This is a genomic window from Streptomyces oryzae (assembly GCF_017676365.1).
GTDB classification, from domain to species: domain Bacteria; phylum Actinomycetota; class Actinomycetes; order Streptomycetales; family Streptomycetaceae; genus Streptomyces; species Streptomyces oryzae.
Map to the genome: position 1 here is coordinate 1 of NZ_JADKMA010000215.1, position 12540 is coordinate 12540.

Consider the following 12540-nt stretch of genomic DNA (forward strand, 5'->3'; position numbering starts at 1 on the left):
CCCCTGACGAGACGAAGCGACGAGCACCCTCACCCATGGAAACCCCACCGCCCAGGACCGAGCCGACTCCGCCCACCGAAGCGGACATCGCGGCCTTCAAGGAGCAGCTCGGCCGCCCGCCGCGCGGGCTGCGCGCCATCGCCCACCGCTGCCCCTGCGGGCTGCCCGACGTGGTGGAGACGGCGCCCCGGCTGGAGGACGGTACGCCGTTCCCCACCACGTACTACCTGACCTGCCCGCGTGCCGCCTCCGCCATCGGGACGCTGGAGGCGAACGGCGTGATGAAGGAGATGACGGAGCGGCTGCGCGAGGACGCGGAGCTGGCCGACGCCTACCGGGCGGCGCACGAGGACTATCTGGCGCGCCGCGACGCCATCGAGGAGCTGGTCGGCTTCCCCAGCGCGGGCGGGATGCCCGACCGTGTGAAGTGCCTGCACGTGCTGGTGGCGCACTCGCTGGTGGCGGGCCCCGGCGTCAACCCGCTGGGCGACGAGGCGCTGGCGATGCTGCCCGAGTGGTGGCGCAAGGGCCCGTGTGTGGCGGTGCCCGAGGAGAGCGAGGACGGTCAGGCATGACGATGAGCCGCGTTGCCGCGATCGACTGCGGTACCAACTCCATCCGGCTGCTGGTCGCGGACCTGGACCCGAACACGGGTGCGCTGACGGAGCTGGACCGCCGGATGGAGATCGTCCGGCTGGGGCAGGGCGTGGACCGTACCGGGCGGCTGGCGCCCGAGGCGCTGGAGCGGACGTTCGCGGCGTGCCGCCGGTACGCAGGCATCATCGCCGAGTTCGGCGTACCGCCCGAGCGGACCCGTTTCATCGCCACCTCCGCGTCCCGCGACGCGGAGAACCGGGACGAGTTCGTCCGCGGCGTCGTGGACATCCTCGGCGTCGAGCCCGAGGTGATCACCGGTGACCAGGAGGCGGAGTTCTCCTTCACCGGCGCCACCAAGGAGCTGGCCCCCGGCACGTTCGCACCCCCCTATCTGGTGGTGGACATCGGCGGCGGCTCCACGGAGTTCGTGCTCGGCGACGCGCACGTCGAGGCGGCCCGCAGCGTCGACATCGGCTGCGTCCGGCTGACCGAACGTCACCTCACCGTGGACGGAGCCCTCATCGAGACCCCGGACCCCGCGCAGGTGGCGGCGGTCCGCGCCGATGTGGAGTCGGCCCTGGACGAGGTGGCCCGCACGGTGCCGCTGGAGCGCGCCCGCACCCTGGTGGGCCTGGCCGGAACCGTCACCACCTTGGGGGGTGTCGCGCTGGACCTGGACGCCTACGACTCGTCCCGCATCCACCACAGCCGCATCCCGCTGCCACAGGTCCGCGACCTCACCGACCGGCTGCTGACCGCCACCCACGACGAACGCGCCGCCATCCCCGTCATGCACCCGGGCCGCGTCGACGTCATCAACGCCGGCGCCCTCGTCCTCCTGACCATCATGGAACGCCTCGGCACCGAGGAAGTCGTGGTCAGCGAACACGACATCCTGGACGGGATCGCTTTCAAGATCGCCGCGGACACCGGCGGCTGATCCCGCGCACTACCGCCCCCGCTGCTCCCTCGGCTGCTCCCTCTCCTTGATCAGGTCGCGGTATTCGCGGGCGGCAGCGCGTAGTGCGGCTTCCGGGTCGATGCCCTGGTGTTCGGCCTGGGCGGCCAGGGCGAGCAGGGCGTAGCCCACGCCCGCTTCGGAGGTCTGCGGCAGCGCGTCGAGGCCCGCCGCGCGGGCGCGGCCCGCAAGCTTTGCGGCGAGGGAGAGGGCCGGCTGGCCCAGGGGGATGCCCTCGGTGACCGAGACCCGTTCGGTCTTCTCCAGGGACTTGCGGCGCTGCCAGTGGGTCTCGACCTCGGCTGCGGTCTCGGCGACGTCGTCGCCGAACACGTGCGGGTGCCGGTTGACCAGCTTGTCCACCAGGGTCGCGGCCACGTCGTCGATGCCGAACGGCTCCTCGGGGTCGTCCTGGGCGATGCGGGCGTGGAAGACGACCTGGAGCAGCACATCGCCGAGCTCCTCGCGCAGCTCCTCGCGGTCCCCGCGCTCGATGGCGTCGATGAGCTCGTAGACCTCCTCGACGCCGTATTTGAGCAGGTCCTCGTGGGTGCGCAGGGCGCTCCACGGGCACTCGCGGCGGATCCGGTCCATGACCTGCACGGCGTCCAGCAGCCGGGCGCCGGGCAGGTCGTAGGAGCCGGGCAGCAGCTCCAGCTCGGGCATGGCCACCCGGCCGGAGCCCGCCAGCCGGGCCAGGCCGTCGGTGAGTGCGGGCTCGCCCTCCGCGGTGGCGAGCACCGCGATCGAGCGGCCGCCGCCTTGCGCGCACTCCTCCACCAGGGCCCGCGCGTCCAGCTCGACGCCGGCCTCGGCCTTGACGCCGGCGTCGCGTACGTACGGCAGTTGCGGATGGGCCGGGTCGGCGCACAGCACGCGGTCGGCGGTGCGCAGCGCCTCCCAGGCGGGCCAGGACAGCAGTCCGGGCGCCACCCGGTGGGTGGTGGTGAGCAGGACGATACGGCCGGTCTCGGGGATCTCGTTCACCCTTCGAACCTACTGCGTCTCCCCGGAGGGCGGCCCCCGTACCCCCGGCCGGACAACGCCGGACGACGGCCGGGCCCGGGAGCGCCCGCGGCTACATCTGCTGGGCCTGGGCCCGGTCCGCCGCCGCGCCGGTCAGATCCCGCAGCCATGGGGTCTTCGCGCCGGTGAGGGTGGAGCGGCCCGCGTCCCACTTGCCGTAGCGCGGATTCACATTGATCTTCATGCTCTTGGAGACCTTGGACAGCTCCGTGGTGATCTGCTGGTTCCCCTGCGGGGTGGCCGGGTCGATGCCCTTGGCCTTGGCGATCTTCTCCACGAGCAGCTGCATACGGATACGCCTGTCGATGTCGTTGGGCGCGACGCTCTGCTGCCGCAGCAGCACCGTCTCCAGCTGCTTGCTGCCGCCCGCCTGCTTCTCGAGCTCCCCTCGGACGCGCTGGACCGCGCGCCGGCTGACGCCCACCCCCGCCTCGTCGGCCGCCTGTTCGACGATGCGCTCGCGGATCATGCCGTCCAGCGTGGAGCGGGTCAGCTTGCCGCTCTGCTTGATCATCTGCTCGCCCTGGGGCGCGTCGCGCTGTGCATCCCGTACGGCACCGACCCGGGACTGAAGCTGCGCCATGCTGATCCGGTCGCCCTTCACCAGCGCTGCAGCGCCCGGGTGCGCGTCGTCACCGCACGCGGTGAGCAGCGGTGCGACGGCGACGAGCGCCGCTGCGGCGGAAAGGGTGAGCGCGGACCTGCGGTGACGGCTTTCCATGTGGCCTCCCGGCGGCGGCGAGGGTCGCGTCCTCACGCGACCTGGCGGTGATCGATGGTAGGGAGTCGAACGGGTCCATGACCACCGGTTCGACATCAAATCGACCAACGATTCGGGACGAGTTGGGTCGCTGTCCGGGCCGGGACCGGTCTCCCTGGGCCGGCATCAGTGCTGCGCACCTGATCCCAGGGCTGCTCTTGCCGGTTCGCCCCGCCCGTCACCCCGACGGCGCCCTCCTCTGTGGCAACGGGAGGCAAAGCGGGGAGGGACGCAGGGTGCGCGAAGTCACCGACCCACTGCTGAACCTGGTGCGGCGGCACCGCGAGCCCGTGGTCGCCCAGACGGCCAGGTCGACCGTCGCCGCCGTGATCAGCTACGCCGTCGCCACCCAGCTCAGCAGCGAGGCCGCGCCGCTGACCGCACCGCTGACCGCTCTGCTGGTCACCCAGGTGACCCTCTACACGACGCTGCGGACGGGCATCCGGCGTGTCAACGCGGTCGTCGCCGGGGTGCTGGTGGCCAGCGGCTTCAGCGCACTGGTCGGGCTGACCTGGTGGAGCCTGGGCGTGGTCATCCTCGCCTCGCTGATCACCGGCCGCTTCGTGAAGGCCGGCGAGTTCGTCCCCGAGACGGCGATCAGCGCCATGCTGGTGCTGGGCGTGACCCAGAACCAGGTGGCGCACGTGGCCCTGGACCGGGTGCTGGAGACGCTGATCGGCGCTGTCGTCGGGCTCGGGTTCCAGGTGCTGTTCGTCCCGCCGGTGTGGGTGCAGCCCGCGGGGGAGGCCGTGATCGACCTCGCGGGCCGGATGCACCGCCTGCTGCTGGGGCTGGGCGAGGACGTGTGCGGTTTCACCCCCGTCAGCCAGGCCGCCGACCGGCTGCACCAGGCGCGCCGGCTCGACCACGACATCGTGGAGGTCGACGTCGAGCTGCGCCGCGCCGAGGACAGCCTGCGGCTCAACCCGCGGGTGCGGGAGGGGCTGCTCTCCCGCGTCGTGATGCGCACCGGCCTCGACGCCCTGGAGATCTGCGCCGTCGTCCTGCGCACGACCGCCAGGACGGTGACCGACCTGGCCAAGAAGCGGCTGGACGAGCCGCTGTTCAGCGAGGAGATCGCCGACAGCATGCGGGAGCTGTACGTCCATATGGCCTCCGCTGTGGAGGCCTTCGCGGTACTGATCACCACGCCGGTCAGCACCAGCGCGGAGGAGGCCGAGGACCGGCTGGTCCGGGAGCTGGAGGCCAGCCGCACCAGCCGGGACACCGTCGCCTTCCAGCTCCTGGACAAGGTCCGCGAGCATCCCCGGCAGTGGCAGCTGCACGGCGCGCTGCTCGCCGAGGCCGACCGGCTCCTCGACGAGCTCGACGTGGAGAAACGCTCCCAGCGCCTCTGGGAAGAGCTGGACCGCCAGTCCCGCGAACAGCGCGAACGCAATCCCGTCCTCCGCCGCATCCGCCAATTCCGCAGCCGCGAACGCGCCCGCCGACGGGAGCAGGAGGAGGAACGCGAACTGGAGTGGGAGGAGGAACGCTGAGGCCCTACAGGCGCGGGCTGCGAGGGTCTGCCGCCGGCGCCGCTATGACCTGCGCTCCGGCCCGTAGCGGGGGAGCCCGTCCGTCGTGATCTTGGTGCGGAGCTCTTCGAGCTCCAACGGCACGTCCTCGCCGTACTCCCCCCGCAGACTTCCTTGATAGACCCCGCCCTTGGGCACGGTGTGCAGCGTCCAGCTGCCCTGCCGGGGATCGATCACCAGATACGCGGGCACATCCGCCTCCGCGTACCAGCTGACCATGTCCCGTGTGTCCTTGGTGGCGCTGCCGCGGGATACGACCTCCACGACCAGTACGGCGCTCCCGGGCTCGGCCAGCCAGTCGTCCGAGTCGCCGAAGGCTGCGTCGCAGACGAGCAGGTCGGGGGTGGCGTAGTCGTCGGGGTCGTGCGGGAGGGCCACGGAGGCGAGCTGGAAGGCGTCAAGGCCGTCCGGCAGCGCTGGCAAGAGCTGCCGTTCCATCACATTGACCACCTTGGCGTGCTTGCCACGCGGGGTGGGAGACATCATGAGAACCCCTCGAATGATCTCGGCTCGCAGGCCCGTGGCCTCCTCAGCCGCCTCTGCGGTGCGGCGCAGCGGGGTCATTCCTCGCTCCGGGACAGTCATGGTCATGGAGTCCTCCCTACCGCTCCGCGTGCCGCAAACCCAGAGGCCTCGACACGGGACCGGTGTTTTCGAGCCCTTTCTTCACACTATCCGGTGACTACGCCCCCGGCACCGTCGTCAGGAACTCGCCCACCCACGCCAGGAGTTCGCGGCCGGTGAGGGGTTTGGCGCCGATCTTGGTGGGCTTGGGGCGGGGGACGAGGACCTGGTGGGTGGCCTGTTTGACGACCGAGCCGGGGTAGAGCCGCTTGAGGCGCAGTTCCTGGGACTCGCGCAGTTCGACGGGGCTGAAGCGGACGTTGTTGCCCTGGAGGGTGATGTCGGTGACCCCCGCGGAGCGGGCCAGCATCCGCAGCCCGGCGACCAGCAGCAGGTTCTCCACCGGCTCGGGCAGCGGTCCGTAGCGGTCGGTCAGCTCCTCGCGTACGGCGGCGATGTCCGCCTCCGTGTTGGCGGAGGCGATCGACCGGTACGCCTGGAGCCGCAGCCGCTCGCCCGGCGCGTAGTCGTGCGGGACGTGCGCGTCGACCGGCAGCTCGATCTTGACCTCCAGCGGCGCCTCCTCCACCGGGCCCGCCTCCCCGGCCTCCAGCGCCGCGCGGTAGTCGGCGACGGCCTCGCCGACCATGCGTACGTACAAGTCGAAGCCGACCCCGGCGATGTGCCCCGACTGCTCGCCGCCGAGCAGATTGCCCGCGCCGCGGATCTCCAGGTCCTTCATCGCCACGTACATACCGGCGCCCATCTCGGTGTGCTGGGCGATGGTGGCCAGACGCTCGTGGGCCGTCTCGGTCAGCGGCTTCTCCGGCGGGTAGAGGAAGTAGGCGTAGCCCCGGTCGCGGCCGCGCCCGACCCGGCCGCGCAGCTGGTGCAGCTGGGAGAGGCCGAAAGTGTCGCCGCGTTCGACGATCAGGGTGTTGGCGTTGGAGATGTCGATGCCGTTCTCCACGATCGTCGTGGAGACGAGCACGTCGAACTTCTTCTCCCAGAAGTCGACCACCACCTGCTCCAGCGCCTGCTCGCTCATCTGGCCGTGCGCGGTGGCGATCCGGGCCTCCGGGACGATCTGCCGCAGCCGCGCCGCGGCCCGGTCGATGGACTCGACCCGGTTGTGGATGTAGAAAACCTGCCCCTCGCGCAGCAGCTCACGGCGGATCGCCGCGCCGATCTGCTTCTCCTCGAACGGGCCGACGAAGGTGAGCACCGGGTGCCGCTCCTCGGGCGGCGTGGTGATGGTGGACATCTCACGGATGCCGGTGACGGCCATCTCCAGCGTCCGGGGGATCGGCGTCGCTGACATCGTCAGCACGTCCACGTTGGCGCGCAGCTTCTTCAGCTGCTCCTTGTGCTCGACGCCGAACCGCTGCTCCTCGTCCACGATGACCAGGCCCAGCTCCTTGAACTTCGTCTCCGAGGAGAAGAGCCGGTGGGTGCCGATGACCACATCGACGGTGCCGTCCCGCAGCCCGTCCAGGGTGGCCCGCGCCTCGGTGTCCGTCTGGAACCTGGAGAGCGCGCGTACGTTGACGGGGAACTGGCCGTAGCGCTCGGTGAACGTGGAGAAGTGCTGCTGCACCAGCAGCGTCGTCGGCACCAGCACGGCCACCTGCTTGCCGTCCTGCACCGCCTTGAAGGCCGCCCGCACGGCGATCTCGGTCTTGCCGTAGCCGACGTCGCCGCAGATCAGCCGGTCCATCGGGACCGACTTCTCCATGTCGTCCTTGACCTCGCCGATGGTGGTGAGCTGGTCGGGCGTCTCCGCGTACGGGAACGCGTCCTCCAGCTCCCGCTGCCAGGGGGAGTCGGCGCCGAACGCGTGGCCCGGCGCCGCCATCCGCGCGCTGTAGAGCTTGATCAGGTCGGCGGCGATCTCCTTGACCGCCTTCTTGGCCCGCGCCTTGGTCTTCGTCCAGTCGGCGCCGCCCAGCCGGTGCAGGGTGGGCTGCTCGCCGCCCACGTACTTGGTGATCTGTTCCAGCTGGTCGGTGGGCACGAACAGCCGGTCGCCCGGCTGGCCGCGCTTCGCGGGCGCGTACTCCACCAGCAGATACTCGCGGGTGGCGCCCTGCACCGTGCGCTGCACCATCTCGATGTAGCGGCCCACGCCGTGCTGCTCGTGCACGATGTAGTCGCCCGGCTGCAGCGTGAGCGGGTCGATCTGCTTACGGCGGCGGGCCGGCATCCGGGTGCCGTCCTTGCCGGCGGCCTTCTGGCCCGACAGATCCGTCTCCGTCAGCACCGCCAGCTTCAGCCCGGGGGCGACGAAGCCGTTGTCGAGGGAGCCACACGCCACGTGCACCAGAGAGGGGTCCAGCGCCAGCTCGGGCCCTGCCAGCCTGGCCGGCACGCCCTCGCCGCCGAGCACCTCGACGGTGCGGGCCGCGGGGCCGTGCGCCTCGGTGACGTACACACACCGCCAGCCGTCGGACAGCCAGCCCTTGGTGTCGGCGAGCGCGCGGGCCGTGTCGCCGCGGTACGACTCGGGGGCGCGCAGGCCCAGCTTGAGGGTGTCGCCGTCGTCCTCGGCCGCCCCGTCGACGTCAGCGGCGAACTGGCTGACGGTCCACCACATCATGCCGAGCTCGCGCGCGTGCTCGCGTACGTCGGCGATGCCGCGCAGCGAGGCCGCGCCCACGTCGATGGGGGCCTTCCCGCCCTCCCCGTCGCCGCTGCCGGCCACCGCCGCCCAGGACGCCTGCAGGAACTCCTGGCTGGTCGCCACCAGATCGGCGGCCCGCGTACGCACCCGCTCCGGGTCGCACACCACTGTCATGCTGCCGGCCGGCAGCACGTCCAGCAGCAGCTCCATCTCGTCCACCAGCACCGGCGCCAGGGACTCCATGCCCTCCACCGCGATCCCCTCGGCGATCTTGCCGAGCAGCTCGTGCAGCTCCGGGTGGACCTCGGCCAGCTCCGCCGCCCGTCGCCGTACGTCCTCCGTCAGCAGCAGTTCGCGGCACGGCGGCGCCCACAGCCCGTGCTCGGCGATCTCCAGCGAGCGCTGGTCGGCGACCTTGAAATAGCGGATCTCCTCGACCTCGTCGCCCCAGAACTCCACCCGGACCGGGTGCTCCTCGGTGGGCGGGAAAACGTCCAGGATGCCGCCGCGCACCGCGAAGTCGCCGCGCTTCTCCACCAGCTCGACGCGGGCGTACGCGGCAGCCGACAGCGCGTCGACCGTCTCCTCCAGGTCCACCGTCTGCCCCTGCTTGAGGGAGACGGGCACCAGCTCGCCCAGCCCCTTGACCTGCGGCTGGAGCACGGAGCGGACGGGGGCGACGACGACCGAGACGGGGCCGGTCGCCGGGTCGGACGGATCCGGGTGCGCCAGCCTGCGCAGTACGGCCAGACGGCGGCCGACCGTGTCCGAGCGCGGGCTGAGCCGCTCGTGCGGCAGCGTCTCCCAGGACGGGTACTCGACGACGCCCTCCTCCGGGAGGAGCGAGCGCAGCGCGGCCCCCAGGTCCTCGGCCTCGCGGCCGGTCGCCGTCACCGCCAGCACCGGGCGCCCGGCCGAGCGGGCCAGCGCGGCGACGGCGAAGGGGCGGGCCGCCGCGGGGCCGACGAGGTCGACGTGGTGCCTGTTGCCGTCGGCGGCGGCCTTGACGGCCCCCTCCAGCGCGGGGTCCTTGGTGACGGCATCGAGCAGACCGTGCAGGCTCATGAGGGCTTCACTTTCGGCTTTCCATCCGGGGGGCGCGCGGCTCTCGTCGTGCTGGGCGCGCACGACGAGAGCCCGGCTCGCAAGCGAGCCGGGTCCCCTTCAGGGTACGCCGCGCCCCTGACACCGCTGGGTCCTGCGCCGGGGGGGTGCCCCCTGCGGCCCCCTCTGTGGATGGCGCACCCGCGCCTACGGGCGGCGCCGCCGAGCGGGGGTGCGCCGCCCGTCGCCGGGTGCGGCCCTTTGTGCCCACAACCGAGGTGGAGCCTGGAACCCTCTCAGTCCGCTGTGGCGGCCGACTGCTGGGCCGGGAGGGCGGGGTCTTCAGGGGTGCGGCCGGTGAGGGCGGCGAGGGAGGAGCGGACGTGGGCCATGTGCTGGCGCAGCTCCTCCTCCCGCTCCGCGTGCTCCCGCAGCACCCGCTCGGTCTCCCGCTCGATGCCCTCAGCCCGCACCTTGGCCTCCGCGATCAGCTCGGCGCCCCGCGCCTCCGCGTCCTCCTGCCGGTGCCGCGCCGCCTCCTCGGCCTCCGCGTGCTCCCGCTTGGCGTCGGCGAGGGCCCGCCGGCCGCGTTCGTCCAGCTCGGCGGCGTACGCCTGGAAGTCGGCCTCCTGCTTGGCCAGCTCCCTGTCGGTGGCGTCCGCCTGCGCTGCCTGCTCCTTCTCCTGTTCGGCGAGGAGCGCCGAACACCTGCGGGACATCTCCTTCAGCGCGTCGGACGCCTCCTGGCCGATCTTCTCGGCCTGCGCCCGCGCCTGGGAGCGCAGCTCGTCGGCGCGGTCCTGGGCGGCGTCCAGCGTCCTGGCCGCGGCGGCCTCGGCGTCCGCGCGGCGGCGGGCGGCCGCTTCGCGGGCGGCGTCGCGTACGTCGCGGGCCTCTTCCTCGGCGCATTCGGTCAGCTGCTGCGCTTCCGTCTCGGCCGCTGTCCGTACCTCGGCGGCCTCGGACTCGGCGGTGGCCAGCAGCGACTGGGCGCGCGGGCCGAGCGCTTCGTACGTCTGCGGGGGCAGCGCGGCGGCGACCCCGCGCAGCCGTTCGGCCTCCTCGGCCAGCTCCTGGGCCTGCCGGGTGAGCTGCGCGGTGCGGTGCCAGGCGGCCTCGCGTTCCGCGTTCAGTTCGGCCACGCGGACGTCGACCGGTTCGGGCCGGTATCCACGGCCCCGGACGACCGTGAAGCCGTGCGGCGACGACGCACTCATATCGAGCCCCTTATCTCGGCAATCCCGTCACTCTCTGCGATCCCGTCGATCCCCACGATCACGTGCGAGACCGGCCCGCCCCAGGATGCGCTATTTCACGGGGGTTGCCGTAATCGGCACATCCTGCCGCAACTGATGAAAAAGAGAACGTGACCCGGATGGCTCCCAAGCGACCACACTTCCGGCGCCCGGCACGCTGAGCCCGGGGTTCGCCACCGGGACGGTCGTCGTACCCCCGTCGCCCTCCGTCAGCCGTCTGATCTTCCAGCCCATTCGTGTGAGTGACAGCGCCGAGCTCCCCTTGTCGACGGTGACCGCGTCCAGGGCCGAGCCGACGAAGGGAAAGAACCGGAACGGGTTCCCCACGGCGGCCGGGGCCGTGCCCTCCTCCACCAGCGCGCTCAGCAGCCGGCGCTGCCGGGTGACCCGTCCGAGGTCGCCGGCCGGATCGCTGTAGCGGGCCCGTACGAAGGCGAGCGCCTGCCGGCCGTCGAGTGTCTGGCAGCCGGCGTGCAGATCGGCGCCCGACTTGCTGTCGCGCAGGGGCTTGCCGAGGCAGATCCGTACGCCGCCGAGGGCTTCGACGACGCTGGTGAAGCCGAGGAAGTCGATCTCCGCGTAGTGGTCGAGGCGCAGCCCGGTGGCCCCCTCGACGGTGCGGGTGAGCAGCTTGGGGCCGCCGCGCGCATAGGCGGAATTGATCTTCCCGCGGCCGTGCCCGGGAACGGTGACGTACGAGTCGCGCGGGATGCTCACCAGATACGGGCCCGCCGCGCCGTAGTGCAGCACCATCACGGTGTCGGTGTTCCGCCGGCCGCCTCCGCCGACGTGCAGCTGCTCGCGCTGCCGGTGGCTGAGGTCGGCGCGGGTGTCGGTGCCGATGATCAGCCAGTTGGTGCCCCTGCCCGGGGAGGGGCGGCCCGGGTAGTCGGCGAACGCCTCGGTGTGGCGCACCTGGCCCTCCGCCCACCCGTAGGTCGCGGAGAGCCCGGCGGCACAGGCCAGCAGCAGTACGAGGAGCACGAGCAGAGTGACCCGCCGCCATCTGCGGCGCGGGCCACCTGCGCGGTGGAGGGTGCTGCTCTCCCCGTACATGCACCGAGGGTCCCGCACGGAACGCTCGTCGGCACGTCGGCGCCCCGAAGGGGCGCGGGGCTTCTAGAACAAGCCGTCCCACATCTGTTCGAGCAGCACCGACCACCAGTTCTCCGGCGAAGCCAGGGCCGCGGCGTCCAGTGCGACGAGCTGGGACTGGAAGTCGACGGTCCAGCGGCCCGCCTGGTCCGGCGTCAGCCCGAACCGCAGACGCCACATCCGCCCCAGCATGGCCATGCACCGCACGAACTCCGGCAGCCCGGTGTTCACGAACTGCGGAGGTGCCGGCTGCCCGCCGGGACCGGCCTCCAGCGGTACGGCAACGATGTTCGCCGTGCCGTACTGCACGCACAGCTGCCGCCCGAAGTCCGTCCCCATCACCAGATACGACGCCGCGTCGGAAGCGGGCTGCACGCCGCGCTCCTGGGCGAGCTCCGCCAGCGTGGGAACGGGGCGGCCGGGCTGGGCCTGGCCCCAGAAGAACGGCCCCATGTCGATGGGAACACCCGCCCAGACCAGGGTCTGCGCGACGATGTCCGGCACCCCGGCACGGGAGACGGCCCGCTGGTCGAAGCGGAAGACGCCTTGCGGGCCGAACGCCTGCATCAGCTCCTGCCCGATCGCGTCGGGGGGGATCGGCGGGGCCGGCGGGATCTGTCCTGGCATCGGCAGCGGCACCGGGTTGGGCGCGGGCCGCGCCGGCCCGTCGGCGACCTGGTGCAGCTCGCCCTGATGCTCGATCAGATGCCGCATGCCCTGCTGCCGGGAGGCGTGGTCGGTGCCGTACGAGGCGGTGTGGCTGACCCGCACCTGCGGCCACGTCTCACGGATCATCCGCGCGCAGTAGCCGCCGGGCAGGTCGCAGGGCTCCAGCTCGGTGTGGAGCTCGACGACCTGCTGCGGGGGCACGTTCATGGCCCGCAGCTCGTGCAGCAGCTGCCATTCCGGGTGCGGGGTGCCCGGCGCCGAGCGGCGGATGAGCTGCTGCTCGGAGCCGTCGGGCGCGCGGTAGCGGAGCACCGCCATATAGCCGGGACCGACCGTGGGCTGACCGGGCTGCGGCTGCGGAGCGCCGGGCGGCGGCGCACCGGCACCGGGCCCCATGCCGGGGGTGTGAGCGC

General features: G+C 72.2%; 10 protein-coding genes. 3 read left to right on the forward strand and 7 right to left on the reverse strand.

Annotated features, from left to right (window positions below):
• Positions 1-35 precede the first annotated feature (35 nt).
• Both ITI46_RS29435 and ITI46_RS29440 read left to right on the forward strand, forming a co-directional pair.
• Positions 36-575, forward strand: coding sequence for a DUF501 domain-containing protein (locus ITI46_RS29435; protein ID WP_209242977.1), 540 nt, complete (start codon positions 36-38; stop codon positions 573-575).
• A 2-nt stretch (positions 576-577) separates the two neighbouring features.
• Positions 578-1537: a Ppx/GppA phosphatase family protein gene (locus ITI46_RS29440; protein WP_280634855.1), complete on the forward strand. Its 960-nt coding sequence runs from the start codon at positions 578-580 to the stop codon at positions 1535-1537.
• Positions 1538-1546: 9 nt separating this feature from the next.
• Here ITI46_RS29440 and ITI46_RS29445 read toward each other — a convergent pair whose 3' ends face one another.
• Together ITI46_RS29445 and ITI46_RS29450 are read right to left on the reverse strand one after the other, a co-directional pair.
• Positions 1547-2542 carry a nucleoside triphosphate pyrophosphohydrolase gene (locus tag ITI46_RS29445; RefSeq protein ID WP_209242970.1) on the reverse strand — a complete coding sequence of 332 codons (996 nt, stop codon included), beginning with the start codon at positions 2540-2542 and terminating at the stop codon, positions 1547-1549.
• Between the two features lie 91 nt (positions 2543-2633).
• Positions 2634-3302 carry a SurA N-terminal domain-containing protein gene (locus ITI46_RS29450; protein WP_209242971.1) on the reverse strand — a complete coding sequence of 223 codons (669 nt, stop codon included), beginning with the start codon at positions 3300-3302 and terminating at the stop codon, positions 2634-2636.
• 275 nt (positions 3303-3577) lie between these two features.
• Between ITI46_RS29450 and ITI46_RS29455 the strand changes: the two genes are divergently transcribed.
• Positions 3578-4840 (forward strand): FUSC family protein, encoded by a 1263-nt coding sequence (locus ITI46_RS29455; protein ID WP_209242972.1) that lies wholly within the window; start codon positions 3578-3580, stop codon positions 4838-4840.
• 42 nt (positions 4841-4882) lie between these two features.
• Here the strand turns inward: ITI46_RS29455 and ITI46_RS29460 are convergent, their stop codons facing one another.
• From ITI46_RS29460 to ITI46_RS29480, 5 genes are all read right to left on the reverse strand, one after another.
• Positions 4883-5470, reverse strand: coding sequence for a Uma2 family endonuclease (locus ITI46_RS29460; RefSeq protein WP_209242973.1), 588 nt, complete (start codon positions 5468-5470; stop codon positions 4883-4885).
• A 91-nt stretch (positions 5471-5561) separates the two neighbouring features.
• A complete protein-coding gene (gene mfd / locus ITI46_RS29465) occupies positions 5562-9128 on the reverse strand; it encodes a transcription-repair coupling factor (protein WP_209242974.1) in 3567 nt (1188 codons plus the stop codon).
• A gap of 275 nt (positions 9129-9403) precedes the next feature.
• Complete coding sequence (locus ITI46_RS29470; protein ID WP_209242975.1) at positions 9404-10324, reverse strand: coiled-coil domain-containing protein; 921 nt, start codon at positions 10322-10324, stop codon at positions 9404-9406.
• A gap of 90 nt (positions 10325-10414) precedes the next feature.
• Positions 10415-11419, reverse strand: coding sequence for an LCP family protein (locus ITI46_RS29475; RefSeq protein ID WP_209242976.1), 1005 nt, complete (start codon positions 11417-11419; stop codon positions 10415-10417).
• Between the two features lie 63 nt (positions 11420-11482).
• Positions 11483-12540 (reverse strand): SUKH-4 family immunity protein (locus tag ITI46_RS29480; protein WP_247746785.1); only part of this gene is annotated, 1058 nt, incomplete at its 5' end.